Source organism: Dactylosporangium fulvum (genome assembly GCF_025137375.1).
Classification (GTDB): domain Bacteria; phylum Actinomycetota; class Actinomycetes; order Mycobacteriales; family Micromonosporaceae; genus Dactylosporangium; species Dactylosporangium fulvum.
In genome coordinates, this window is sequence record NZ_CP073720.1 from 5,120,319 (window position 1) to 5,145,516 (window position 25,198).

A 25,198-nucleotide genomic window follows, 5' to 3' on the forward strand; every position below is an offset into this window, starting at 1 on the left:
AGGACCCATGGCCATCGCTCCGATCCCGCCCTACCCGCTGCCGGCGGCGGCCGACCTGCCCGCGAACGTCGCGACCTGGCAACCCGATCCACGCCGTGCCGTCCTTCTCGTCCATGACATGCAGCAGTACTTCCTGAGGCCCTTCGCCGACGGGTTCCGCCGCGAGCTCGTCGGCAACGTGGCCCGCCTGCGGCGTTCGTCGGGCCTGCCGGTGGCGTACACCGCGCAGCCCGGCGGCATGACCCCGGCGGAGCGCGGCCTGCTCGCCGACTTCTGGGGCCCCGGCATGCGCCTGACGCCGGCGGACCGCGAGATCGTCCCGCCGCTGGAGCCGGCGCCGGGCGACTGGGTGTTCACAAAATGGCGGTACAGCGCGTTCTTCCGCTCCGACCTGCTCGACCGGATGCGGGCCGCGGGCCGCGACCAGCTCGTCGTCTGCGGCGTCTACGCCCACGTCGGGATCCTCGCCACGCTCGTCGAGGCGTTCACCAACGACATCCAGCCGTTCCTCGTCGCCGACGCGGTCGGCGACTTCTCGGCCGCGGACCACCGCCTCGCCGTGGACTACGCGGCCCGCCGCTGTGCGGTCGTCACCACGACGTCGGCCCTGCTCGTCGGGGCCGGCGTGTGATGGAGCCGTTCGCGCTGCTGCACCGCCCGTCCTCGGTGGACGGGGTCGAGATTCTCTCCGGGCCGCTGTCCACCGCGGCCACCCTCGCCGAGCTGCCGCCGGCGCCGGTACTCGTCGTCGTGCCGTTCCGGCAGGTCGCCGAGCGCGGCTACGAGTGCGTCGACGACGGCGCGCCGCTGCTCGCGTTGCGGGTGGCCACCCGGTCGGTGCTGCCGGTCGGCCTGGTCGCCGGGCTGCTGCCGGACCTGCCGATCCCGCTGTCCGGGAGCGGGTTCGGCGCCGACGACTACGAGTCGTCGGTGCGGCGCATCGTCGACGAGGAGATCGGCGCCGGCGAGGGTGCGAACTTCGTCATCCGCCGCGTGTTCCGGGCGTCCATCGACGGATACGAGCTCGCGCACGCGTTGGCGTTCTTCCGGCGGCTGCTGGTCGGCGAGTCCGGCGCCTACTGGACGTTCCTCATCCACACCGGCGACCGGACGTTCGTCGGCGCCACCCCGGAGCGGCACATCAGCGTCCGCGCCGGCGAGGCGGTGATGAACCCGATCAGCGGCACGTTCCGGTACGGCCCGTCGGGGCCCACCGTGCCCGGCGTGCTCGGCTTCCTCGCCGACCGCAAGGAGACCGACGAGCTGGCCATGGTCCTCGACGAGGAGCTGAAGATGATGGCCCGCATCTGCCCGGAGGGCGGCCGGGTCGACGGCCCGTACCTGCGGCAGATGACCCGGCTCGCGCACACCGAGTACTTCGTCCGCGGCCGGACCTCGCTCGACCCGCGTGAGATCCTGCGCGAGACGCTGTTCGCGCCGACCGTCACCGGCAGCCCGCTGGAGAACGCGTGCCGGGTCATCGCCCGGCACGAGCGGCAGGGCCGCGGGTACTACAGCGGGGTGGCGGCGCTGATCGACCAGGACGAGCTGGACTCGGCCATCCTGATCCGGACCGCGGAGATCGACCGCGGCGGCCGGCTGAGCATCGGCGTCGGCGCCACGCTGGTGCGCCACTCGGACCCGGCCGCGGAGGCGGCGGAGACCGAGGCGAAGGCGTCGGCCCTCCTGGCCGCGCTGCGCGGAACGGCCTCTTCGGCTGCCGCCGCGCCGGCGCCCGACCTGACCGCGGACGGCCGGATCCGGTCCGCGCTCGCCGGGCGCAACACCGGCCTCGCCGGGTTCTGGCTCACCGGCGCCGCCGAGCGGCCGGTGTCCGCCCTGGCCGGTCGCCGGGTGCTCGTGGTCGACGCCGAGGACACCTTCACCCGGATGCTGTCGCTCCAGCTGGGCTCGCTGGGCCTGGCGGTGACGGTCCGGCGGTACGACGAACCGTACGCGCTCGACGCCCACGACCTCGTTGTGCTGGGCCCCGGCCCGGGCGACCCGCGCGACGGCTCCCATCCGAAGATCGCCCACCTGCGGTCCGCAGTGGACAGTCTGCTGGCCGGGGCCCGGCCGTTGCTGGCGGTGTGCCTGAGTCATCAGGTGCTGAGCGCGCGGCTGGGGCTGCGCCTGGCCCGCCGCCCGGTGCCCAACCAGGGCCTGCAACGCCGGGTGGACCTCTTCGGCCGCCCCGAGCTGGTGGGCTTCTACAACACGTTCGCGGCGTACAGCGACGAGGACAAGGTGGAGCTGCCGGGCGATGGTGTGGTGGAGCTCAGCCGCGACCCGGCCACCGGCGAGGTCCACGCGCTGCGCGGTCCGACGTTCGCGTCGATGCAGTTCCACCCCGAATCGGTGCTCACCCACCACGGCGTGCGCGTCGTCGCGGGGCTGATCACACCGCTACTGGGCGGGTGACCAGCCCAGTAGCGGCGCCACCGCGTGGACGACGTCGTGCAGGATCTGCTCGTAGTCGCGGGCGTCGAACTCGTACGGCAGCTCGAGGCGGAGCTCGTCGACCGACTGGACGGCGGCGTCGGAGCGGAGACGGTCGGCGATCTCGTCGCCGGTGCCGACCACGTCCGGGGCGAACAGGGTGCGGCGTTCGCCCTGCGGCTTCAGGGTGCGCTCGTGGCGGGACTCGGCGTAGCGCAGGTACCGGCGGCGGGTCGCGGCGTCGGCGCTGTCCAGCGGGACGACGACCCGGCCGATCGCGATCCGGGCCGGCCGGGTGGCGGCCGCGCGGTACGCCTCGATGAGCCCGAGCTGTGCGGTCATGAAGTCGTCGGTGCCCTCGCCGGAGACGATGTTGCCGGTCAGCAGGTTGAGGCCGGCCGACCCCGCCCACCGGACCGACCGCAGGCTGCCGCCGCCGTACCAGAGCCGGTCGACGAGGCCCTTGCTGTAGGGCTGCAGGCGCGGGCGCTGGACGTTGCCGGGGGAGTGGATCACCGTGTCCGGGCCGCCGAGGAACTCCCCGCGCAGGTTGTCGCGCAGCCGCGCGATCCGGCCGTACGACAGGTCGAAGCTGCGCCAGTCGCCGTCGAAGACCAGCTCGCCGATGAGGTCGGCGTGCGGCGGCGTGCCCGCGCTGAACCCGACCTGCAGCCGCCCCCGGGACAGCACGTCGGCCATCGACAGGTCCTCGGCCAGGCGGAACGGGCTCTCGTAGCCGATCGGGATGACGGCGGTGCCGAGCTGCAGCCGGCTGGTCCGCTGCCCGGCCGCGGCGAGGAACACGGCCGCCGAGCCGACGCCGTGCTCGAGGTGGCGCTGGCGGATCCAGCCGCCGTCGAATCCGAGGCGTTCGCCGTACTCGAACAGGCGCAGCGTCGCCTCCAGTCCCTCGTACGGGTCGTCGTCGGGGAAGTTGCCCGGGGTGAGGAAGGCGAGCGTGCGCATGGCCGCAGAATACCCATTAGCCGATAGGTTTACTAGGAGATGTCGAGCACGGCCTTCCCCGGCACCCGGCGGGCGAGCAGCGCGTCGACCGCCGCCGTGACGGTGTCCCAGGGGCCGCGCCAGCCGACGTCGACCCGCAGATGCCCGGCGGCCACGAGGCCGAGCAGGGTGGTGAGGTCCGCGGCCGGGCGGGAGGCGTCGCCGAACGACATCAGTGTCTTGGCGGGGCCGTGGGCGAAGATCGAGTTCGGCGGGAACACCGCCGGGGCGTCGGAGGCCCAGCCGATGCTCTGGAGCACCCCGCCCGGCCGCAGCAGTGCCCAGGCGTCGATGAGATGCCGGCCGCCGACATGTTCGAGGACCACGTCGACGGCCTCGCCGACCTGGTCGAGCGCCGTGACGACCTCGTGCGCCCCGAGGCCGGTCAGCCCGTCCGTCCGGCCGGCCGCCGCGACGACGTGGGCCCCGCCGAGCCGCGCCAGTTGGACGGCGAGCCGGCCGACGCCGCCGGAGGCGCCGGTGACCAGCACGCGCCGGCCGACGATCGAACCGGCCGCCCGGACGGTCCGCAGGGCCGTGATCCCGGCCAGTGGCAGCGCGGCGGCCGTGGCGAGGTCCACGCCGTCGGGAACGACCGCGACGCTGTCGGTGCCGAACGCCGCCCGCTCCGCCCACGCCCCGGCGCCGAAGGCGGCGACCCGTTGCCCCTCCCCGGGTCCGCTGCCGTCCCGTGCCGCCCGTACGACGACCCCGGCCGCGTCGTAGCCGAGCACCGTCCCCGCGGGCCAGGCGGCCGCGTAGCGGGCCTCGCCGTAGTTCACCGAGGCGTGCCGGACCGCCACCACGACCTGGTCCGGCGCCGGGTCCGGCTCGGGTGCCGTGCCCAGTGCCGGCCCGCCGGGTCCCGCGATGATCGCCTGCATGGTCTGCTCCTCACAGTCAGATAACCGGACCGATGGTCCGCTTGTGGTCCGCTACTATACGGACTGTCGGTCCGGTTATGGAAGGGGGTGTGCGGATGGCCGAGCGTGCCGACGCGGCGCGGAACCGGCGGGCGATCCTGCGCGTCACCGAGGAGCTGCTGCACACCGAAGGCCCCGACCAGCTCACCCTCGACCGGGTCGCGGCCGCGGCCGGGGTGGGCAAGGGCACGGTGTTCCGGCGGTTCGGCAGCCGGACCGGGCTGTTCCAGGAGTTGCTCGCCGACCGCGCCGCGCGGATCCGTGCCGGCGTCGAGGCGGGGCCCGCGCCCCTCGGTCCGGGTGCGCCGCCTGACGAGCGGCTGTTCGGGTTCCTCGACGAACTGGCCCACCTCGCCGCCCGCAATGTCGCCCTCATCGCCGCCCACGAGCAGGCCTGCGCCGCCGACAAACACCTCGACCCGACGTACCGCCGCTGGCACGCCCATCTCGTCGACCTCGTCGGCCGGCTCCGCCCCACCGCCGACGCCGACTTCGTCGCGCACACCCTGCTCGGCGCGTTCGACGCGGAGCTCGTGCGGCACGTCCTCGCCGACGGTGGCCTCACCCGCCTCCGCCGCGCGGTCCGTGACCTGGCCGAGTCGTTGGTGACGGCACCGCGCTGACCCGCCGGGACCGTCCACAGTGGTCAGCGGATCGGCGACCGGAGCGCGGTGGCGGCGGCCGGTCGGTGCCGCCACACGGTCCCGCCGCAGACCGTGTCACCCGGTGTTGTGCGAGGTCCGAGCCTGCCGGCTGCCCGCCGGAGGGCGTGCCGGTGCGGGATGTGTAGGCTGCCGACCCGTGGACAGCACGCCGAATGCGGTGTCCCGGCTGGCGGCTGCGTGCCGCACGCTGGTCGGCGCCTCGTGGTTCAACGTCGCCTCGTTCTCCGTCATCGTCGCCAACGCCCTGGTCCTCGGCCTCGAGACCTACCACAGCGCCGTCGACACGGCCGGGCCCGCCTTCCGCGTCCTCGAGTACATCTTCCTGGCCTGTTTCGGTCTGGAGCTGCTCGTCCGCTTCGGCGCGCACCTGACCCGGCCCGGCGGGTTCTTCCGCGACGGCTGGAACCTCTTCGACCTTGCCATCATCCTCGCGCCGCTCGTGCCCGGTGTCCGCGAGAACATCACGCTGCTGCGGTTGCTGCGGCTGGCCCGGATCGTCCGCGCGTTCCGGCTGTTCCCCAGCCTGCGGGTCATCCTGGTCGGCATCCGGCGCAGCCTGCCGGGCCTGGGCAGCTTCCTGCTCGTGACGCTGCTGGTCCTCTACGGCTACGCGATGCTCGGCTGGATGGTGTTCGGCAAGGCGTATCCGGAGCAGTACGGCACGGTCGGCCAGGCGATGCTCACGCTGTTCCTGCTGCTGTCGCTCGACGGCATCACCGACACCCTGGAGGCCGGCCGCGAGGTGACGGAGTGGGGCATCGTGTACTACCTGTCGTACATGATCGCCGCGTCGTACCTGCTCACCAACCTGCTTGTCGGCGTGGTCCTCAACGCACTCCAGGAGGCGCACCAGGTCGAGCGCGAGGCGGCGGCCCCACCACCGGCGCCCCCGGCCGGCGTCGAGGAGCGCCTGGCCCGCCTGCGTGCCGCGCTCGACGACCTCGAGCAGGAGTACACCCGCAGCAAGGAAGCCGAGCGGGTGCCGGTGGACGCTGGTAGCCTGCGCTGATGCGGCGGCTGTCGTGGCCCGAGTGTCGCAACGTCCGTGACGTCGGTGGTCTGCCCACTGTGGACGGTGGTGCCGTGCGCGCCGGCGCGTTGGTCCGGGCCGACTCGCTGCACCGGTTGACACCCGAGGGGCTCGCGGCACTGCGGGCACACGGGATCCGCCGGGTCGTCGACCTGCGCTCGGCCGACGAGGCGCGGGAGTGCCCCGGGCCGCTGACCGGCGACCCGATGTACCGGCTGCTGCCGCTCATCGACCCGGTCGCCGACACCCGCCGGGTCCCGGAGGACGAGCCCACCCGCGCCCTGACCTACTGCGGCAGCCTGACCCGCAACGGTTCGTACATCGCCGCCGGGCTGGCCGCCGTCGCCGACGCGCCGGAGGGCGGGGTGCTCGTGCACTGCGCGGCCGGCCGGGACCGCACCGGGATGGTGGTGGCGCTGGCCCTGCGGGTCGCCGGGGTGGCCGACGAGGTGATCGCCGAGGACTACGCGTATTCCGGGGAGTGCCTGGACGATCCGGAGACCAGCGAGCCGGAGACGATCCTCACGATGCTCCGCCACCTGGACGCGACGTTCGGCGACGCGGCGGCCTACCTCAGGACGCACGGTCTCACCGAGGACCAGGTGACGAGCCTCCGGCAGCGGTTGCGTTAGCAGCCCTCGAGCCGCTGCGCGCACCGCTCGGCGGCGGCCGGCGCCAGCGTGCCGGCCACGCCCGACCCGTCCCTGCCGATGGCCATGTCGTTGAGCCACAGCACCAGGTCGCCGCGGCGGACGGCGACGATCTCGGCCGTGACCGAGAGGTTGAAGTCCGTGGTGCCCACCATGCGCAGGCCGACGACCTGGTCGCCGAGCGTCGCCGCCGGCCTGGTGGGCGTCAGGTCGAACCGGACCGTCACGCCGGCCAGCTGCTGCGAGAACGACCTGCACGACTCGACCGTGCCCGCCAGCGTGGTCATCGCCGCGGTGGCCTCGCCCGCCGGGAAGCGGATGACGGCGTGCGTCACGTAGGGGCCGGTGACGCCCTTGCTGAACGTCGTGGCGGCGGCCGTCGTGTGCTCCGTGGTCATCGGCTCCAGTGCCGGGCAGCCGGGGAAGTCGCCGCCGCCGATGTTCACGGTGCCGTCCGCGTCGGTGACCGTGGTCATCTGGATGAAGCCGGCCGGCAGGTCCGCCTGCGTCAGCAGCGCGGGGCGCAGATCGGTGGCGGACGGGGCCGCCGCCGACGGCAGCACCTCCGCCCGGACGTACCGCGGGGCGCACCCCGCGAGCGTGAGCATGACCAGACACAGCGCTGCTGCCGCCGACCTGCGAAGCATCCCCCGTCGCCTCCTTCGTCCACGGTCGACGGTACGGAGCGTGACGGCCGCATCCGGTCGGTACGTCAGGCAGGTAACCCGTTCGGGGGAGGGGCGGCGCCGTCGACCACGTCGCGGGCGAGCCGCCGCAGGGCCGGCACCGCGGGGTGGCTCACCGGCTCGCGCCAGGCCAGATGGACGTCCACGGCCGGGGCGTCGGTGAGCGGCACGTACCGCACCGACGGATTGGGGTGGACCGCCGCGGTCGCCGAGACCGTCACGCCGACCGCGTCACCGGCCGTGATGACGGCCAGCCAGTCGTCGGTGTTCTTCACCGTGAGCACCTGCGTCGGCGCGCCGCCGGTGGGCCACAGCGCGAGGGTCGTGCTGCCGGTCACCGTGTTGAGCGCGAGGGGCTGCGTCGCCAGGTCGGCGAGGGTCAGCGAGGCGCGGCCCGCGAGCGGGTTGTTGTCGGCGAGGGCCGCCATGCGCGGTTCCGCCGTCAGCCGCTCCGACCGTACGCCCGGAGCGACGATCGGGCTGCGGATCACCGCGGCGTCGACGAGGCCGGCGGCCAGGCCGGCCGTGCGGTCATCGACCCGCAGCAGCTCGAGGTGCGTCTCCGGATGTCGCTGCTTCCAGCGGCGCAGTAGCGTTGTCGTGTGCGCGCCGAGCGCCGACCACGCGTGCCCCAGCCGCACCGGCCACTCCCGTGACTGGGCCGGGTCGAGGGCGTGGTCGACGGCGGCCACCGCGGCGGCCGCGCGCCGCCGGAACGCGTGCCCGGCCGGGGTCAGCACGAGGTGGTGGGTGGAGCGGTCGACCAGCCGCCCGCCGAGGTGTGCCTCGAGCTGCTGGAGGGTCCGCGACAGCGCGGGCTGGGTGATGTGCAGCCGGGCGGCGGCCCGCGTCAGGTTGCCCTCCTCGGCGATGGCGAGGAAGCCCCGCAGGTGTCGCACGTCGATGGTCATGCCTACAGAGCATAACCACTGCCGAACCGGCATTTCCGGGACGTCCGGGCCGTGCATAGCGTCGGGATCATGGCCGATGTCCTGACCGCCGGAACCGTCGACGCCCCGCGTGACATCGCCCGCGAACCCCGCCGCGGCGGCGTCTGGCTCGTCCTCGGCAGCCAGTCGTCGATCCACTGCGGCGCCGCGGTCGCGACGATGCTGTTCCCGCTGGCCGGCCCCAGCGGTGTGGTGACGCTCCGGCTGGTGATCGCCGCGGTGCTGATGCTGGCCGTGTTCAGGCCGGCACTGCGTGGCCACGGGGCCCGGGACTGGGCGCTGGTCGGCGGCTTCGGGGTCGCCCTCGCCGGGATGAACCTGCTGTTCTACGAGGCGATCGAGCGTATGCCGATAGGTCCGGTCGTGACGCTGGAGGTGCTCGGCCCGCTGGCGCTGTCGGTGCTCGCGGGACGGCGGCGCGGCAGCTGGTTGTGGGCGCTGCTGGCGCTGGCCGGCGTGGTGCTGCTCGGCAGCGGCGGGCTCACCGCCGGCCGGCTCGACCCGGTCGCGGTCGGATGCGCGTTCGCCGCCGGCGCGGCCTGGGCGGGGTACATCGTCCTCAGCGCCCGCATCGGCAGCCGGTTCCCGAAACGGGACGGGCTGGCGCTCTCGATGGGGGTCGCCGCGCTGGTCGCGCTCCCGGTCGGGGTGGCGCAGGCGGGCACCGCGCTGCTCGACCCGGTCGCGCTCGCGCTCGGCGCGGCGGTGGCGGTGCTGTCCTCGGCGCTGCCCTACACGCTCGAGCTGTCCGCCCTGCGCCGCCTGCCGACCGGCACCTTCTCGGTGCTCATGAGCCTGGGGCCGGCGATCGCGGCGCTGGCCGGCTTTGCCATCCTGCGCCAGGCGCTGACCATGCTGGAGGTGATCGCGATCGTACTGGTGGTGGCCGCGAGCGCCGGCGCCGTGCGCACGGGCACGGCTCAGGGGCGCCGGACGGCCGACGGCGCCGCCAGCATCGCCGCCAGCCCGTCCAGCAGGACCCGCAGGCTCAGCTCGAAGATCGCGTCCAGGTCGAGGTCGTAGCCGCCGGTCTCGGCGAACGCCGCCATGAGGCGGGCGAAGCGCGGATACCGGCCGCCGGCGGCCAGCCCGGCGAACGCGGCGCCGTTGGCGGCCAGCCACTCCTCCTCGTCGAGCCCGGTGGCGGCCTGCGCCCGCGCCTCACCCTCCAGGTGCACGGCGAGGCCCTGCACGTGGCTGTAGACCAGGACCTGGAGGTCCTGCAGCGCGACGGGGTCCAGGCCGAAGCCCTCGAACGCCTCCAGCATCCGCTCGCCGTGAACGACCAGGTTGGGCAGGGGGAGCGGGCGGGTCAGCGGGGTCACGTGGGCGAGCCAGGGGTGCCGCCGGTAGAGCGCCCACATCGTGCGGGCGGTGCGGGCCAGGACGTCGCGCCAGCTCGCGGGCCGGTGCGGCGCGGCGTCGACCTCCTCGCCGAACGCGGCGTCGGCCATGAGCATGACGAGCTGGTCCTTGCTCGTCACGTGCCGGTAGGTCGACATGGTGGCCACGCCGAGCCGGGCCGCGACGCCGCGCATGGACAGCGCGTCGATCCCCTCGGCGTCGGCGATCTCGATCGCGGCCCGCACGATGTGCTCCCGGGAGAGCAGCGCCTCGGCCTGCTCCGGCCGGTGGTGGCCGGCCGCGACGACCGTGCCGACCCGCGGGCGGGACACGACCACACCCTGCTGGCGCAGTGCCGTGAGCGCCTTCGTGGCGGTGGCGAGGGCGACGTCCCAGTCCTTCGCGAGCTGCCGCGTCGACGGCAGCCGGTCGCCCGGGGCGAGCCGGCCGTCGGCGATCCGGGCGCGGATATCGGCGGCGATGCGTTCGTACTGTGCTAGCACAGGCATGCCTGTCATAGTACACATTTTTCCTTGTCAGAGCCTGTATGTACGACGTACATTCAGGGCGTACGAAGTACATCCACGAGGGGGAATCCCATGAAGGTTCTGATCTCCGGCGCGAGCGTCGCCGGCCCGGCCCTGGCTTACTGGCTGCGTCATCACGGCGCGACCCCGACCGTCGTCGAGCGGGCCCCCGCGCCGCGCACCAGCGGCCAGGCGATCGACGTGCGCGGCGCCGCCCTCACCGTCGTCGAGCGGATGGGACTGCTGGAGCCGCTGCGCGCGGTCCGCACCCGGATGCGCGGATCGTCCATGGTGGACGGTGACGGCACCGAGCTGTGGCGCTCGACCGAGTACGCGCCGAGCAGTGGCCGCTTCGACAGCCCCGACCTCGAGGTGCTCCGCGAGGACCTCACCGGGCTGCTCGCCGAGCGGACCGCCGGCGTCGAGTATCGTTACGGCGACGAGATCACCGGGCTGCGGCAGGACCCGGACGGGGTCGACGTGCGGTTCGCCGGCGGCGGCGCCGAGCGGTTCGACCTCGTCGTCGGCGCCGACGGCCTGCACTCCGAGGTCCGGCGCCGCACCTTCGGCGACGAGTCGCAGTTCGTGCGCCACCTCGACACGTACCTCGCCGTGTTCTCCGCCGACAACGTGCTCGGCCTCGACAACTGGCAGGTCTGGGTCCGCAACGACACCGCCGGCGCCGGCGTCTACCCCGCCCGCGACAACACCGAGCTGCGGGTCAACGTCGGCTTCCGGTCGGCGCTGCTGCGGTTCGACCGCCGCGACCTCGACGCCCAGCGAAGCCTCGTCGCCGAGCGCGCCGCCGGCCTCGGCTGGGAGATCCCGCGGCTGCTCAAGGCGATGTGGCAGGCCCCCGACTTCTACTTCGACGCGATGGCGCAGGTGCACCTGCCCACGTGGTCGCGGGGCCGGGTCACGCTCGTCGGCGACGCCGGCTACTGCCCCTCGCCGCTGTCGGGGCAGGGCACCAGCCTCGCGCTCGTCGGCGCATATGTCCTCGCCGCCGAGCTCGCCGCCGGCGACCACGTGACCGCACTCACCCGTTACGAGGAGCGGATGCGCCCGTTCGTCACCCGCAACCAGGCCCTGGCCACGAAGAACGCCGACGGACCGGCCCCGGAGGCGTCCATGGACGGGGCCAAGGACGCGATCTCCCTCTGAGCCGCGATCCGGCCGCGAACACCCGGGCCTGGCCCGGCGGTCGGCAACGGTCCGCTTTCCTATCGGAAGGGTAGGTATTCTACCCAGTGTGGCGCCGGATGTACAGGCAGTGCCAATCGGCCTCGGCCGCGGGTAGCATCCGTTCCATGAGGACCGCAGCCCACCGAGCGCCGGTCGTCGATACGGGCGCCGCGATACGGCGGATCGAGGACGCGGAGGGTTACATCGCGTCGATCTGCTTCAAGACGGGCCCGCCCGCGTCGACCGGCGTCGAGATCGAGCACATCGTCCACACCCCCGACCACCCCACCCGGCCGCTCGACACCGCGGCGCTCGCCGCCGCCCTCGGCGGCCACACCCCGGCCGCCCTCGACCCGGCCGGCCCCCACCGGGCACTGCGCCACGGTGGCCGCCTCACCGCCGGACCCGGCGGCCAGATCACCCTCGCCGCCCGGCCGCAGCCCACCCTCGCCGGGCTCCACGCCACCGCCGGCGCCGAGCTCGCCGAGCTCACCGGCCTCCTCGAGCGCGGCGGCCTCCACACCGCCGGCACCGGCATCGACCCGCACCGCGCCCCCCGGCGGGTGCTGTCCTCCCGCCGCTACCACGCGATGGCCGTGTCGTTCGCCCGCCGCAGCAGCGACGGTCGCACCATGATGTGCAGCACCGCCGGACTGCGGCCCAACCTCGACGCCGGCCCCGCGGCCGGGCTCGCCGACCGCTGGGCGGCCGTGCACGAGCTGGGCCCTACGCTCCTCGCCGTCTTCGCGAACTCCCCGGCCCACGCCGGCCGTGACACCGGCTGGGCGTCCACCCGCATGCGCGCCTGGTACGGCATCGACCCGGCCCGGGCCGGCACCGTGCCGACCGGCTCCGACCCGGCCGCCGCCTGGGCGCGGTACGCGCTGCGGGCACCGCTGCTCTGCGTGCGCCGCCCGACGGGCAGCTGGACCGTCCGGCCGGGTGTCACGTTCGCCGACTGGATCGCCGGCGCACTGCCCGGCCGCCCGACGTACGACGACCTCGACCACCACCTCGGCACCCTGTTTCCTCTGGTCCGCCCTCGCGGTCACCTGCAGGTCCGATATCTCGACGCCCAGCCCGGCGGCGACTGGTTCGCCCCGGTCGCGATCCTGTCCGCACTGCTCGCGGACGGGTCGACGGTCGACGCCGCGCGGGACCTGTGCGCGCCCGCGGCCGACCGCTGGCTCGAGGCCGCCCGCTACGGCCTGACCGACGCCGTCATCGCGGCCGTCGCGCCCGCCGTGCTGGAGCTCGCGCTGCGCACCCTCGGCCGGGACGGGTTGCCCGAGCCGCTGCGCGACGAGGTGGCGGCCGTGGTCGAGGACCGGTTCCGCCGCGCATGGCCGCACCTGCACCGCCCATAACGGTGGCGACCCCGCGGGCGCCGGCCTGATCGCCCGTCGTCCTCAGCCGGCCGGCGGGCCGTTGTCGTGGTGGTAGCGGTCGAGCCAGACGCCGAGGTCGCTGAGGTCGACCGAGCGGCGCATGTCCTCGGGCACATGGTCGACCAGCGGGGCCATCGCATCGAGCGCGGCGAGGATCTCGCGGCCCACCTGCTCGACCGGGCGCATGGCGTCGACCGACACGAGGATGCCGCGCTGCCCGTACCACGCCAGGATCGGCGTCGTCGCCCGGCGGTACAGGTCCAGGCGCTGGCGGATGACCACCGCGTTGTCGTCGGAGCGGTGCTCCCGGGAGGCCCGCTCCAGCAGCCGCTTCGTGACCTCCTCGTCGTCGGCCTTGAGGTGCAGCGCGACGTTGACGGTCATGTCGAGCTCCTCGGCGATCCGGTACGCCGCCTTGGCCTGCTCGAGCGTCCGGGGGATCCCGTCGAGCACGTAGCCCGTGCCGGCCGCCTTCGCCGCGGCCAGTCCCTCCCGCAGGATCCCCATCACGATCTCGTCGGGCACCAGGTCGCCGCGGTCGAGATACCCCCGGACGAGGTGGCCGAGTTCGGTGCCGCGGGCGACGTTGTCGCGGAGCTTGGCACCGATGGCCAGATGGGGAATACCGAAGTGCCTGGCGATCAACGCGCTCTGTGTCCCCTTGCCAGCACCAGGCGGCGCGACCATCAGTACACGCATCGGCATCCTCCTCGTGCCTCGCTGCCGGCTCGTCGAAGCCAGAGGACCAAGGTATCGCGACCGGGTCGATACGCCGGCCCGCCGGTTGCCACAACGTGCTTTCACGGCGTCCGGCAGCGGGAGTACGGCCTGCTGGCACACGGACGCCGCGCGTCACCCGGGCCTGGTAGCTTTTCGGCTCGTGACAACCCCGGTCAATGTCCAGTCCCCGGACGCGGTGTCGCCTGTGGTGGCGGATGGCGTCTCGCCCGTGGTCGCGGGCATGGTGTCGCCCGCGGTGGCGGATGGCGTATCGCCTGTGGTGGCGGGCATGGTGTCGCCTGTGGTGGCGGATGCCGTCGCGCCCGTGGTCGCGGGCATGGTGTCGCCCGCGGTGGCGGATGGCGTCTCGCCTGTGGTGGCGGACGCCGTCTCGCCCGCGGTCGCGGATGCCGAGCAGACCGTCGCCGGCGAGTTGCGGCTGCTCGCGATGCTCCTCGGTGCCGTGCTCGGCACCTTCGTCGCATGGACCAGCCCCGGCCACCAGGGCGAGCCCCGCTGGGTGCTGTTCGCGGTCCTCGCCGCGGTGCTCGGCGCCGCCAGCGGCGAGGCGTTCGGCTTCGGCGCCGCTCGCTGGCGGGATCTCGGCACCGTGCACCGGGTCCGCCTCTACCAGGTGCTGCACCTGGTTCTCGCGTCGGTCGCGGTCGCCGTCGGCCTGGTCGCCGCCACCCCGTACGTGCTCGGCGAGCAGGGCCTGACCGGTCGCGGCGTGGCGTTGTCGGCGATCGCGATCTGCGGCGCCCTGCCCTCGGCGGCCACCCTCGGGGCGGTACACCGCGTCGCCCGGCGGCCGCTCGCCGGCACGCCCGGCGAGCAGCTCAACACGCTGCTCAGCCTGCGCCGGCTCGTCTCGCGGCTGCTCAACCAGCTCGGCCTGCTGGTCCTGCTCGTGACGCTGGTCAACGGCGCCGCCACCGGCTGGGGCGCCGACCTGCCGAAGGTCGCGGTGCTGTTCTCCGGCGCGGTGGCGAGCTTCGTCGTCGGCGTCATGTACGTGCCGGCGTCCACGACGCTGCGCCGCCGCAGCGCCCTCTTCGTCGACCGGTACTTCCCGCTGTCGGCGGTGGACCTGTCCCAGCTGGTGTCCGCCGCCGACGACCGGGCCAAGCTGGAGAAGTTGCTCGGCATCGACCAGACCACGTTCGGCGAGCTACGCACCGGACTGGTGATCGTCAGCCCCTTCGTGGTGAGCGCGCTCGCCGCCGTGATCCCGAAGTTCTAGTCAGGCTTGATCGATGGCTGCCCCGGGCACGTGGCCCTGGCCGCGGGTTTCGATCAAGGCCGACGTTCTCGGTCAGGTCCGCCGCAGCGGCGACCGACGTCGACCGTTGCGCTCCGCACGGTTCCGCACGGTCCGCACAGTTCCGCACACATGATCGCGAACTTGCCGCAATCATGGCCAAGCACCGTGGCGGAAGCGCACAGGACCAAGGGGGTCGCGTTTCATGATCACGAAGACTTGGTGCACCCCTGGAGCCTGTTGCGCAATTCGGATCCCTCGCGCGTCAACCCCGACAACCGCGCCGATCTTGGAGTTGTGGTCCTTGACAAACCCGGACAAATTCGGAGGTTCATGGCGCCACAACTCCAAGATCGGCGCGTAGTTGGGCCGCCAACGCTGTCCCAGCGAATTACGCAACAGGCTTCCTGGCTACACAAACGCTCCGCGATCATGAAACTGTGGCCGCCCGCTCTCGTGATCGCGAACGTATCGCGATCATGAACCGCAGCCGGCCGGAGCCCACGCGGCATCGCCGAGCCTCCGCGATCACGAGTCCGACCGGCGACCGGCCCGGCGGGGCGCCGACCGGATCTGCCCGTTGATCGATGATCGTTAGCCTTATGGCTTTCGGGCCACGCCGCAGTACTCCGAGGCGGGGGTCTCGTCGTTGCCGTCCGGCCGCCAGTGGGAGACGGTGACGACGCCCGGATCCAGCAGGTCGAGCCCTGCGAAGTACGACTCGATCTCCTGCGGCGTGCGGACGGCCATCGGGGCGGCACCGCCCGCGTTCCACATCTGCACCGCGCGGTCGACCGCCTCCGGGTTGACCTCCCGCGTCGGGTGCGAGATGACCAGGTAGCTGCCCGACGGCACGGCGTCGACCAGCGTCCGCACGATCCGGGCGGCCTCCTCGTCGTCGACGACGAAGTTGACGATGCCCAGCAGCATGATCGCGACCGGCTGGCTGAAGTCGAGCGTCTCGGCCGCTGCCGCGAGGATCTTGCCGGTGTCCCGGATGTCGGCGTCGATGTAGTCGGTGGCACCCTCCGGCCGGCTGGTCAGCAGCGCCCGGGCGTGCACCAGCACCATCGGGTCGTTGTCGACGTAGACGATCCGTGAGTCGGGCGCGACCGCCTGCGCGACCTCGTGCGTGTTGTCGGCGGTCGGCAGCCCGGTGCCGATGTCGAGGAACTGGCGTATCTTGGCCTCCCCGGCGAGGTGCCGCACGGCACGGCCGAGGAACTGGCGATTGAACCGGGCCGACTGGACCAGTTCCGGCATGAAGGCGAGCACCTGCTCGGCGGCCTCACGGTCCGCGGCGAAGTTGTCCTTGCCGCCCAGCAGGTAGTTCCACAGCCGGGCCGAGTGCGCAACGGTGGTGTCGAGCTTCGCGATCTCGTCGTTGGTTGCCATGTCCATCCTTGGACCAGTGGGGTTGATGCGACACAGCATAGGCCCGGCGCGCCGGTCGCCGTCCGCAGGTGATCGATTGACCGGCGGAACCGTTACCACCCGGCCGGCTGTGGCCGAGCGTCGCCGCCCCGTCCGCCGCCCCGTCCGCTGCCCCGTCCACGGTCTCGTCCGGGACGGGCTCTGCGCGTCGTGGCCGGGCATTTCGCCTGCTGCCCCGCCAACGTCTGGAACGCCGCCAGGGATCGGCCGCCGACGCGCAGAGCCTCATCGGGCGCCGCTACAGGCCGTTGTCGAGTGCGGTCATCAAGCTCCCCGAGGCGGTGTCGCCGGACATCTCCCAGATCATGCCGCCGAGCAGGTTACGCTGCTTGACCCAGGCGGTCTTCTGCGCGATCGACCAGGCGTCGTCGAAGGTCCACCACTGCCCGTTCGCACCCGTGTAGCAGTAGGTCGCCACCGACTGCGTGTCGTGGTACACCGTGCAGCCGGGCACCGTGGCCACGAGGTTGGCGTAACCCCGCGTGCCGGCCTCCTCGGCGAACTGCCCGGGTGCCGCGCCCGTCGCGGTCTGCCACTCGCCGTTGACGCCGCCGGCCGCGACACCCTGCCAGCCCCGGCCGTAGAACGCGAACCCGACGGTGAGCTGCCGCGGGTTCACCCCGGCGTCGGTGTACGCCCGCACCGCCCGCTCGACGCTGAACGTGAACGAATAGGGGTCCTGCGGGTCGTCGAACAGGTTGCCCTGGTGGCCGGTGCGGTTCGGCTCCCACGAGTTGTCACTGCCCGCGCCGTGGAAGTCATACCCCTGCACGTTGGCGAAGTCCAGCGAGTCGAACACGCTCGGCGTGCCGTCGGCCCGGGTGATGTCCCAACCGGCGGCGATCTTCGCCGGGTCGGCCGGCGTGAACGCGGTCAGCAGGTGCCGCTTGCCCTGCGGCGTCCCGAGCGCGTCGAGCTGGCGGCGGAACTCCGCCAGCAGCGCGGTGTTGTTCGCTTTGTCCTGCGGTCCCCAGTGGTTGCCCGGGTGACCCTCCGCGCCAGGCCACTCCCAGTCGAGGTCGATGCCGTCGAAGATGCCGGCCGCCGAGCCGGGCCCGCCGGCGCCGTTGTAGGCCGGCAGGTTGCCCTTGATGTACACGTCGATGCACGACCGCACGAACTTCTCCCGCGACGCCGGGGTCGCCGCCGCGTCGGCGAAGAACTTCGAATAGGTCCAGCCGCCGATCGAGATGAGCACCTTCAGGTCCGGGTATTTCGCCTTCAGCTTCCGCAGCTGGTTGTAGTTGCCCCGCAGCGTCTCCCAGCCGGTGTCGGCGACCCCGTCGACCGACTGCGCGGCGCTGAACGGCCGGCCGTAGTCGGCGTCCGCGTCGCCGGCGCCCGTGCCCTGATCGGGATCCTGCGGATTCTGCGTCGTGCCCCGCGTGACGCCCTGCAGACAGGTCAGGTTGACCGGATCGAGGTTGGCGAAGGCGTAGTTGAGGTGGGTGAGCTTCGCCGCGGCGCCCGACGTGTCGAGGTTTTTCACGAAATACTGGCGACCGTAGATGCCCCACTGCACGAAGTAACCCACCTTTGCGTATTCGCCGCTCCCGACCACGTCGTCGGTCGTGACCGTCACCGGGGCGCTCGCCGCCGACGTGTTGTCGTATCCGTCGCGCGCCTTGACGGTGAAACTGTACGGAGTCAGTGGTGACAGCCCGGTGACAGTCGCGCTCGTCCCGGTGGCACTCGCCGCGAGTTCCGTCCCGCGGTACACGTCGTAGCCGGCGATCCCGCTCGGGTCGGTCACCGCGTTCCAGGCCAGGGTCACGCTGGTCGAGGTCTTCGCGGTCGACCGGAGGTTGCCGGGCGCGGGCGGCGCCGTGGTGTCGTCGGCCGGATCGAGTGTTGTGGCGCCGATCGGGGTACTGTCGGCGGAGACGTTGCCGCGAGTGTCCCTGGCGCGGACGGTGAACGTATATGCCGTGTTCGGCGTCAGGCCGGTGACGGTGGCGGCGGGCTCGGTGGTCGACGTCTTCAGCGCACCGCCCTGGAAGACGTCGTAGCCGGCGATCGGGAAGTCCGTTGCGGTGGCGGCGGTCCAGCGCAGCGAGACGGTCCGGGTGGTGCGCCCGGCGACGGCCAGGCCGGTGGGCGGGTTCGGCGCGCGGTCGGCGCTGCCGTCGCACTTGTTGCCGTTGATGCGGCAGTTCAGCGGCTCGGTGATGGTGCCGGTGGCGATGAACCAGAAGCTGTACGGTTCGGTGTTGCCCCCGGCGGCCACGGTCCCGTTGTAGTGGGCGTTGACGACCGTGACGTGGTTGCCGATGCGGGTGACGGTCCCGTTGTAGCCGGTGCCGATGGTGAGGCCGGGCGGCACGTCGAACTCCAGCGTCCAGCCGGTGATCGGGGTGCCGGTGGGGTTGCTGACGACGTACTTGTCGACCCAGTAGGAGCCGTAGTTCGTGGCGGAGAACGCGGCCGTGAGGCCGGCCGGTGCGGCGTGGGCGGTGCCGGGCACGCCGACGGCCGTCGCGGCAAGGAGCAGAAAGTTTCCTATTAGTTCCGCGCGGGTTCGTCACAAAGTCAAGAACGTCGATGTGTCGGTACCGGCTGTGGCCGCGCATGATCGCGGTGCCGATCTACGTCTTCGGCTTCGACGGCTCATGTGGGTGAGCCGTTGATCGTGGAGTGCTGTGGCTGCCATGGCGACCACAGCACTCCACGATCAACGACGCGCAAGCCGGGCGACGCCGAACGTGGGCCATGCGGTTGTCGGTATATCGGACAATCCAGGAGTTTCTCGGCTCTGATGCCTCGGGTCGTCTGGTGCGGCCATGATCATGGGAAACTTCTCGTCGTCGGGGCAGCACGAAGTTTCCCTGGATCATGGGGTGCGAGCCCGCGCCGGGCGGGTGGCGCGAGTCCGTGGATGCGAAGTGCGCCCGGCGAGTGGCCCGAACCGGGAGACGGCGGCGCAAGCGACGGTCAGCGGTGCGGCCCGGGGATGGCGGCGTGGGTCAGGTCGGCGGCGCGAGTCGCCAGCGGCGCGGCCCAGAGAGGCCGCGCGTCGCTAACGGGGCACGGCCCGGGATGACGGCGCGCCTCGGGCCGGCGGTGTAAGCCGGGGGCACGGAGCGACGGCCGAGGGTCGGCGCGCGGGCCGCGCTGGGCCGGGCCTATGCGAACAGGCCTCGCAAGGGTTCCGGCGGCATCGGTGGGCCGAAGAAGTGGCCCTGCGCCGCGTCGCAGTCGAGCGTTTGCACGCGCGTCGCCTGCTCTTGGGTCTCCACGCCCTCGGCCACCGCTTCCAGGCCGAGGCCGTGCGCCAGGTCGACCAGCGTGGACAGCATGACGTCGGGGCTCGCCAGCAGGCTGCGGTCGATCTTCAGCGTGGTCACCGCCGCGCGGCTCACCTCGTGCAACCGCGCGAAGTTCGAGTATCCCGCCCCGAAGTCGTCGACCGCGAACCCGGCGCCCAGGGCGGCGACCGCGGCCAGCGTCGCCGTGCCGGGCTGCGGATCGGTGACCGCCTGTTCCGTCACCTCGAACGTCAGCAATCCCGGCGGAAGGCCCGTCGCGTCGAGGGCGGCGCCGATGATCGCGGGCAGTGCCGGGTCGGACAGTTGGGCCGTCGACAGGTTGAGGTGCAGGCGGACCGGGCGGCCGGGCCGCTGCCACGAGCGGGCGTGCGACGCCGCGGCGCGCAGCTGGCTGTCGATCATCCGGTTGAGCAGCCCGATCCGCTCGGCGAGGGGGATGAACTCCGCCGGGCCCACCGTGCCGTGCTCCGGATGGTCCCACCGGGCCAGCGCCTCGACCGCCACGACACGGCGGTCGCCGAGCCGCACGATCGGCTGGTACGCGAGGTGGACCTCCCCGCGATCGAGCGCCGCCGGCAGGTCGCGGGAGAGGGCGTGCCGCCGCTGGTCGGCGTCGTGCCGGCGCTGCTCGAAGACCGCATACGACGTCACCGGATCGCCCTTGGCCCAGGTCAGCGCCATCTTGGCGGTCCGCAGGACCTCACCGGGCGAGGCGCCCGCGGTGCGGCGCTCCAGCAGGCCCGCCTTCGCGTCGAGCTGGATCGGGTGCGTCGCCGGGCGCCAGGGGTACGCCAGCGCCTCCCGTGCCAGACCGAACATCTTGATCACGTCGTCGATACCGCGGGTGTCCGGCCGGACCAGGACGAACTCGTCGCCGCCGAGGTGTGCGGCGTAGAGGCCCTCGGCGACGGTGAGGTCGCGTATGCGCAGCCCGACCTCGCGCAGCAACGCGTCGCCCTGCTCCATGCCGAGAGCGTCGGTGAGCTCGGCGAACTGCACGAGGTTGAGCACGCACACGCCCAGCCGCCCGGGCCGTGGAGCGGCGGCGAGCAGCGCGCCGAGGTGCTCCAGCAGCGCGTGCCGGTTCGGCAGGCCGGAGATCTGGTCGTGCAGCAGCGCGTGCTGCCGCTCGTGCTCGGCCCGGCGGACCGCCCGGTGGGCCTGGGCGCGCTCGTGGCGGCGCACGTCGTCGGTCTCGGTGAGCGCGATCGCGCGGACCGCCTCGGTGAACGCCTCCGTGAAGGCGCCGAGCAGCGGCCCGGTGCGCGCCGCGGCGTCGGGATGGCCGACACCGAGGTCGTCGCGCAGCCGGCCGTGGATCAGCTCGACGCTGACCCGCAGCGCGGCCGGCGACCACAGCTGCGCCTCGACCATCGCGGTGCCGGCGCGGTGACCGGCTGCGGGATCGGGCCGGTCGCCGCCCAGTGCCGCCGCGAGTTGGAGGCTCAGGTCCTCCAGCAGCGGGATCGTGCGGCTCAGCCGCCGCGGCACGAAGCAGACCTCGTGCAGGTTGTGTGCCCAGGCGCGGGCGAACGCCCTGGCCGGTGGCTCTTGCTCGGCGCTCGTTCGCGCCGACGGCTCACGCATGGAGTGGAGTATGTCCCTATGTCGGCGCCTCGCGCTAGCTTCGTGCCGGTTTGTAACCCATCGCGGCAAGGACCGCGGCCTGCTCCGGCTCGCGCTCCTCCTCGGGGTCGGGGTGCCACGCGGTCGCCGGGACCACGCCCGGCTCGACCAGCTCGAGGCCGCCGAGGATCGTGGCCACCTGCTGCGGGGTCCTCGCGCGCACCGAGGTCGGCGTCTGGTCGTACAACTTCGTGACCTGGTCCTGTTCCTGGTCGAGACCGGTGGTGCGGGTGAAGTGCGAGACGGCGACGTAGCTGCCCCCGACGAGCGCGTCGCTCAGCTCGCGGACGATCCCGGCCGGGTCGTCCTCGTCGGCGACGAAGTGCAGGACCGCGACGAGCAGCACCGCCACCGGCTGGCCGAAATCGAGCAGCTCCTGGACCCGCGGGTCGGCCAGGATCCCCTGCGGCCGGCGCAGGTCGCCCTGGACGGCGGCGGCCCGGGTGTTGCCGGCGAGGATCGCCTGGCTGTGCGTGACGGCGACCTCGTCGATGTCGACGTACATCACCCGCGCCTCGGGCGTGAGCGCCTGCGCGACCTCGTGGACGTTGCCGAGCGTCGGAATGCCCGAGCCGATGTCGAGGAACTGCCGCACGCCCGCGTCGACGAGCCACTCCACGGCCCGGCCGAGGTAGGCGCGGTTGGCATACGCGACCCGGCCGATGCCCGGCCATGCCTTCATCGCCTGCTCCGCGAACTCGCGGTCGACGGCGAAGTTGTGGTAACCGCCCAGCGCGTAGTCGTACACCCTTGCTGCGTTCGGCACCGTGGTGTCCACCCCGTCGGGTGCCCAGTCCGGCAGACTCACGACTCTCCCCATCCGTCGCTGTGGGTAGGTGACGGGTCAGCCTACCGTCGTCTTGCGGTCGTCTCCTATCGTGGTCGTGTGACCGAGCAGACCGCAGCGCCCGACCGTCCCGACAGCGACGACGGGCCACCCAGCGGTCTGTGGCAGAAGATGAAGGCCGACCCGGAGTATGCACCCGAGCACCTCGCCCTGGAGGCGGTGACCCGGCTCGGCCCGAAGATGGTGCGCGAGTTGGAGAAGCTCAAGGGTCAGAACCCGGGCGCGCCGGCGGACGCGCTCGCCGACATGATCGTGTACCGCTACGTCAACCAGTCCCGCCTCTCCGGTGCCGTCTCCGGCGCCGTCCCGATCGCCGGCGCGGTGCTCGACATCGGTGTCCTGGCCTGGACGCAGGCGCGGATGGTGCTCATGCTGGCCGCGAACTACGGCATCGACCCCGCGCACCCGGACCGGGCCGCCGACCTGCTGGTGCTCCAGAACGTGCACAAGTATGCGCAGACCGCGCGCACCGCCCTCGCCGTGGCCAAGGGCCGGGAGAACATCGGCGCGCTCGTGCCGGAGGATCGTCCGACCGTCGGTCGGGTCATGGTCAAGCTCGGCCTGAAGCTCGCGCAGATGGCGGGCGTCCGGGCCGCGAAGAAGATGCTGGCGAAGGTCGTGCCGGGCGCGGCGATCATCCTGGGCGGCGTCGCCAACGGCAACGCGACGAAGGCGCTGGGTGGCCGGGCGATCGCGCTGTACCGCCGCCCGGCCGGGCCGCCGTTCCCGCACGCCCTGCCCGCCGCGCCGCCCGGATACGCGTATCCGGCCGTCGCGCCTGCCGGGCACGCGTATCCGGCCATCGGGCCCGCCGGACACGCGTATCCGGCTACCGCGCCGGTCGGACACCCGGGTGCGGCCGCCGCTCCGGCCGGTTATCCGGGTGCGCCCACGGCGCCGCCCGGACACGTCGGCGCGGCCACGGCGCCGCCCGGACATGCCGGCGGGCCCGTCGCGCCGTCCCCGGGGCACCCCGGCGGCCACGCGGGGCACCCGGCGACGCTCGAGCTCCCGGCCGCGCCGCCGGGGTATGCCGGGCCGCCGCCGTCCGAACCGCGGTAGCTACACCGCGGCCCGGACCGCGAGCCGCTGAAACTCGGTGACGGTGCCGTTCCACAGCACGTCGGACACCTGGGTCAGCAGGACGCAGACCCGGCCGGAGTCCGGATCGTTGCACCACGACGTGCCGTAGCCGCCGTCCCAGCCGTACCGCCCGGGCGGCGACACCTCGTCGGGCTCGACGGTGACCGACGTCCCGTAGCCCCAGCCATGGCCGCCGAGCAGCATCCCGCCGCCCGCGATCTGCTCCGGCGTCAGGTGGTTCGTCGTCATGCGCGCCACCGACTCCGCCCGCAGCAGCCGCGTCCCGTTGTGGACACCACCGGCGAGCAGGAACCGGCCGAACGTCAGCACGTCGTCCACAGTGGACGCCAGCCCGCCCGCACCCGACGGGAACGCCGGCGGCCGGGCCCACTCGTCGGGCCGGGAGACCTCCTGCCGCTCGCCGCCGAGGTAGTACGCCGGCAGGCCGTTCGCCAGCTCGGGCGGCAGCGAGAAACCGGTCTTGGTCATGCCCAGCGGGCCGAAGAGCCGCTCCCGCATGACCGTCTCGAGCGGGCGCCCCGCCGCGCGGGCGACCAGCACACCGAGGACGAGGGCGCTGGAGTTGTACGTCCAGTGCGTCCCCGGCTGGTGCAGCAACGGTAGCGTGCCGAACAGCTTCGTCCACTCGTCGACGCCGTGCGGGGTGCGCGGGTCCGGCTCGGCCAGCGTCAGCCGCAGCTCCTGTGCGGCCCGCACGACCGGGTACGGCGGGTTGACCGGCGGGTCCGCCGCCGGGTCGAGCAGGATCCCGTGGCCCATCCGGAAGGTGAGCACGTCCTCGACCGTGATCGGCCGCGCGGCCGGCTCGGTGTCGTCCAGCGGTCCGTCGGGACGGCGCAGCACCCGCCGGTCGGCCAGCTCGGGCAGCAGCCGGTCGACCGGCTCCGCGAGCGCGAGCGCGCCGTCCTCGACGAGCATCATCGTGACCGCGGCGAGCATCGGCTTGGTGACCGACGCGATGCGGAACACCGTCTCCCGCCGCATCGGCTCGCCGCCGCCGAACTCCTTGACGCCGATCGCATCGACGCGGATCGCGCCGCCGGCGGTCGCGACGGCGTACACCAGGCCCGGTAACTCTCCGTCGTCCACCCGTGTCGCGAGGGCTCTTCGCAGTTCGTCCATGTCGTCCACCCTAGGTACTATGTGCGGCGGCCGGCACGCAGACGGCACATCGGAGGGGGACCGGTGGGACAGTTCGACGGTGCGCGCATGCACGAATTCTTGTTGGGGGAGCTGGGTTCCGGACCGGACCGCATCGACGGGCGTGATCCGGCCGGCATGGTCTCCGCCGTTGTCGACCCTATCGGCAGATTCATCGACATCCATCTCGCAGGCGGCTGTGCCGGGCGCGTGGGCACGGCCGGGCTCGGCCGCGCGGTGGTCGAGGCGCTCGCCGACGCCCGCTCGAAGGCCGCCGTCGCCGCGATCGTCCGCGCCCGCCACGGCCGGCAGGCTCCTGCCGCACCGCCGGCCGCCGAGCAGCCGGCCGCCGTCGAGCAGCCGCCCGCCGTCGAGCAGCCGCCGGCCGGGGACGACCGCCGTCGCGTCGCGGACGCCCACCGCCGGCTCGATCGCCTGGAGCGCAGCCGTCCCGCGCGCGCCGAGCCGGTGCCGGACACCGTCACCGGCCCGTCGGGCCTCGTCCGGCTCCGCCTCGACCGCGGCGACGTGACCGAGGTGTGGATCGATCCCGCCGCACTGCCCGCGTCCGGCGCCGACCGGCTGACCGGTGAGCTGCGCTCCGTGCTCGCCGGCACCGCCCGGAGGTGACCGTCGATGGGTGACAACGGCTACGACTACTACTCCGCACCGGCGATCCGGGCCGCCACCGCGGCGATCCGTGCCGAGGCGGCGAAGTGGGACGACTTCGGCGACCGGATGGACGGGGTCCGCGCCGGGATGGCCGGCCTGGGCATCCCGCCGTCCGGGTTCGCGGTCGCCGACGTCTCCGGCGCCGTGGGCTCCGCCGACCAGTCCCGCGTCTACGAGACCATGCGCGCCCACCTCACCACGCTGTTCACCGACGCGACCACCGAGTTCCACGAGATCGCGGCCGTGCTGCGCAGTTGCGCCGACTGGTACGAGGACGCCGACGACCATAGCGTGATCGATCTCGACGCGCTCTGGCACGCCTGACCCGGATCGAGA

23 protein-coding genes are annotated in these 25,198 nt (G+C 73.1%); 12 read left to right on the forward strand and 11 right to left on the reverse strand.

What is annotated here, in order from left to right; all coding sequences use genetic code 11:
- The first annotated feature begins 7 nt into the window (after window positions 1–7).
- Window positions 8–631, forward strand: coding sequence for an isochorismatase family protein (locus Dfulv_RS24065; protein ID WP_259867049.1), 624 nt, complete (start codon window positions 8–10; stop codon window positions 629–631).
- Window positions 631–2,421, forward strand: coding sequence for an anthranilate synthase family protein (locus tag Dfulv_RS24070; RefSeq protein ID WP_259867882.1), 1,791 nt, complete (start codon window positions 631–633; stop codon window positions 2,419–2,421). The genes Dfulv_RS24065 and Dfulv_RS24070 overlap by 1 nt, the downstream gene beginning before the upstream one ends.
- Here Dfulv_RS24070 and Dfulv_RS24075 read toward each other — a convergent pair.
- Both Dfulv_RS24075 and Dfulv_RS24080 read right to left on the reverse strand, forming a co-directional pair.
- Window positions 2,407–3,405: an LLM class flavin-dependent oxidoreductase gene (locus tag Dfulv_RS24075; RefSeq protein ID WP_259867051.1), complete on the reverse strand. Its 999-nt coding sequence runs from the start codon at window positions 3,403–3,405 to the stop codon at window positions 2,407–2,409. The genes Dfulv_RS24070 and Dfulv_RS24075 overlap by 15 nt on opposite strands.
- Before the next feature lie 32 nt (window positions 3,406–3,437).
- Window positions 3,438–4,328, reverse strand: a complete 891-nt coding sequence (locus tag Dfulv_RS24080) for a zinc-binding dehydrogenase (RefSeq protein ID WP_259867056.1) — start codon at window positions 4,326–4,328, stop codon at window positions 3,438–3,440.
- Between the two features lie 95 nt (window positions 4,329–4,423).
- On the opposite strand from Dfulv_RS24080, the gene Dfulv_RS24085 reads away from it, so the two are divergent.
- The 3 genes from Dfulv_RS24085 (at window position 4,424) to Dfulv_RS24095 (ending at window position 6,694) form a co-directional block, all read left to right on the forward strand.
- Window positions 4,424–4,990: a TetR/AcrR family transcriptional regulator gene (locus tag Dfulv_RS24085; protein WP_259867057.1), complete on the forward strand. Its 567-nt coding sequence runs from the start codon at window positions 4,424–4,426 to the stop codon at window positions 4,988–4,990.
- Between the two features lie 178 nt (window positions 4,991–5,168).
- Window positions 5,169–6,041, forward strand: a complete 873-nt coding sequence (locus tag Dfulv_RS24090; RefSeq protein ID WP_259867059.1) for an ion transporter — start codon at window positions 5,169–5,171, stop codon at window positions 6,039–6,041.
- Complete coding sequence (locus tag Dfulv_RS24095; RefSeq protein ID WP_259867060.1) at window positions 6,041–6,694, forward strand: tyrosine-protein phosphatase; 654 nt, start codon at window positions 6,041–6,043, stop codon at window positions 6,692–6,694. The genes Dfulv_RS24090 and Dfulv_RS24095 overlap by 1 nt, the downstream gene beginning before the upstream one ends.
- Here the strand turns inward: Dfulv_RS24095 and Dfulv_RS24100 are convergent.
- Both Dfulv_RS24100 and Dfulv_RS24105 read right to left on the reverse strand, forming a co-directional pair.
- Entirely contained in the window at window positions 6,691–7,359 is a 669-nt protein-coding gene (locus tag Dfulv_RS24100; RefSeq protein ID WP_259867062.1) for a hypothetical protein, read from the reverse strand. The two genes, Dfulv_RS24095 and Dfulv_RS24100, sit on opposite strands and share 4 nt — an antisense overlap.
- 65 nt (window positions 7,360–7,424) lie before the next feature.
- On the reverse strand, window positions 7,425–8,309 hold the full coding sequence (locus tag Dfulv_RS24105; RefSeq protein WP_259867064.1) for a LysR family transcriptional regulator: 885 nt from the start codon (window positions 8,307–8,309) through the stop codon (window positions 7,425–7,427).
- Between the two features lie 69 nt (window positions 8,310–8,378).
- On the opposite strand from Dfulv_RS24105, the gene Dfulv_RS24110 reads away from it, so the two are divergent.
- The gene (locus tag Dfulv_RS24110) at window positions 8,379–9,371 is read left to right on the forward strand and encodes an EamA family transporter (RefSeq protein ID WP_259867066.1); all 993 of its coding nucleotides are present in this window, start codon (window positions 8,379–8,381) and stop codon (window positions 9,369–9,371) included.
- Here the strand turns inward: Dfulv_RS24110 and Dfulv_RS24115 are convergent.
- Window positions 9,269–10,201 carry a GntR family transcriptional regulator gene (locus Dfulv_RS24115; RefSeq protein WP_259867068.1) on the reverse strand — a complete coding sequence of 311 codons (933 nt, stop codon included), beginning with the start codon at window positions 10,199–10,201 and terminating at the stop codon, window positions 9,269–9,271. The two genes, Dfulv_RS24110 and Dfulv_RS24115, sit on opposite strands and share 103 nt — an antisense overlap.
- 90 nt (window positions 10,202–10,291) lie before the next feature.
- Here Dfulv_RS24115 and Dfulv_RS24120 point away from each other — a divergent pair, with 90 nt between their 5' ends.
- Together Dfulv_RS24120 and Dfulv_RS24125 are read left to right on the forward strand one after the other, a co-directional pair.
- Window positions 10,292–11,383, forward strand: a complete 1,092-nt coding sequence (locus tag Dfulv_RS24120; RefSeq protein WP_259867071.1) for an FAD-dependent monooxygenase — start codon at window positions 10,292–10,294, stop codon at window positions 11,381–11,383.
- A 146-nt stretch (window positions 11,384–11,529) separates the two neighbouring features.
- Window positions 11,530–12,771: a glutamate-cysteine ligase family protein gene (locus Dfulv_RS24125; protein WP_259867073.1), complete on the forward strand. Its 1,242-nt coding sequence runs from the start codon at window positions 11,530–11,532 to the stop codon at window positions 12,769–12,771.
- A 42-nt stretch (window positions 12,772–12,813) separates the two neighbouring features.
- Here Dfulv_RS24125 and Dfulv_RS24130 read toward each other — a convergent pair whose 3' ends face one another.
- On the reverse strand, window positions 12,814–13,491 hold the full coding sequence (locus Dfulv_RS24130) for an adenylate kinase (RefSeq protein WP_259867075.1): 678 nt from the start codon (window positions 13,489–13,491) through the stop codon (window positions 12,814–12,816).
- Window positions 13,492–13,801: 310 nt separating this feature from the next.
- On the opposite strand from Dfulv_RS24130, the gene Dfulv_RS24135 reads away from it, so the two are divergent.
- Window positions 13,802–14,755 (forward strand): hypothetical protein, encoded by a 954-nt coding sequence (locus Dfulv_RS24135; RefSeq protein ID WP_259867077.1) that lies wholly within the window; start codon window positions 13,802–13,804, stop codon window positions 14,753–14,755.
- Window positions 14,756–15,373: 618 nt separating this feature from the next.
- Here the strand turns inward: Dfulv_RS24135 and Dfulv_RS24140 are convergent.
- The 4 genes from Dfulv_RS24140 to Dfulv_RS24165 all read right to left on the reverse strand — a co-directional run bounded on the left by Dfulv_RS24140 (window position 15,374) and on the right by Dfulv_RS24165 (window position 21,907).
- On the reverse strand, window positions 15,374–16,168 hold the full coding sequence (locus Dfulv_RS24140; RefSeq protein ID WP_259867081.1) for an SAM-dependent methyltransferase: 795 nt from the start codon (window positions 16,166–16,168) through the stop codon (window positions 15,374–15,376).
- 277 nt (window positions 16,169–16,445) lie between these two features.
- Window positions 16,446–18,671: a glycoside hydrolase family 18 chitinase gene (locus Dfulv_RS24145; protein WP_264675844.1), complete on the reverse strand. Its 2,226-nt coding sequence runs from the start codon at window positions 18,669–18,671 to the stop codon at window positions 16,446–16,448.
- Between the two features lie 658 nt (window positions 18,672–19,329).
- Window positions 19,330–21,060: a putative bifunctional diguanylate cyclase/phosphodiesterase gene (locus Dfulv_RS24160; RefSeq protein ID WP_259867083.1), complete on the reverse strand. Its 1,731-nt coding sequence runs from the start codon at window positions 21,058–21,060 to the stop codon at window positions 19,330–19,332.
- A gap of 34 nt (window positions 21,061–21,094) precedes the next feature.
- Window positions 21,095–21,907 carry an SAM-dependent methyltransferase gene (locus tag Dfulv_RS24165; RefSeq protein WP_259867085.1) on the reverse strand — a complete coding sequence of 271 codons (813 nt, stop codon included), beginning with the start codon at window positions 21,905–21,907 and terminating at the stop codon, window positions 21,095–21,097.
- 78 nt (window positions 21,908–21,985) lie between these two features.
- Between Dfulv_RS24165 and Dfulv_RS24170 the strand changes: the two genes are divergently transcribed.
- Window positions 21,986–23,008, forward strand: coding sequence for an EcsC family protein (locus Dfulv_RS24170; RefSeq protein WP_319805823.1), 1,023 nt, complete (start codon window positions 21,986–21,988; stop codon window positions 23,006–23,008).
- Here the strand turns inward: Dfulv_RS24170 and Dfulv_RS24175 are convergent, their stop codons facing one another.
- Window positions 23,009–24,172, reverse strand: a complete 1,164-nt coding sequence (locus tag Dfulv_RS24175) for a serine hydrolase domain-containing protein (protein WP_259867087.1) — start codon at window positions 24,170–24,172, stop codon at window positions 23,009–23,011.
- Window positions 24,173–24,259: 87 nt separating this feature from the next.
- Between Dfulv_RS24175 and Dfulv_RS24180 the strand changes: the two genes are divergently transcribed.
- Both Dfulv_RS24180 and Dfulv_RS24185 read left to right on the forward strand, forming a co-directional pair.
- The gene (locus Dfulv_RS24180; RefSeq protein ID WP_259867089.1) at window positions 24,260–24,820 is read left to right on the forward strand and encodes a hypothetical protein; all 561 of its coding nucleotides are present in this window, start codon (window positions 24,260–24,262) and stop codon (window positions 24,818–24,820) included.
- A gap of 6 nt (window positions 24,821–24,826) precedes the next feature.
- On the forward strand, window positions 24,827–25,186 hold the full coding sequence (locus Dfulv_RS24185) for a hypothetical protein (RefSeq protein WP_259867090.1): 360 nt from the start codon (window positions 24,827–24,829) through the stop codon (window positions 25,184–25,186).
- Window positions 25,187–25,198 lie beyond the last annotated feature (12 nt).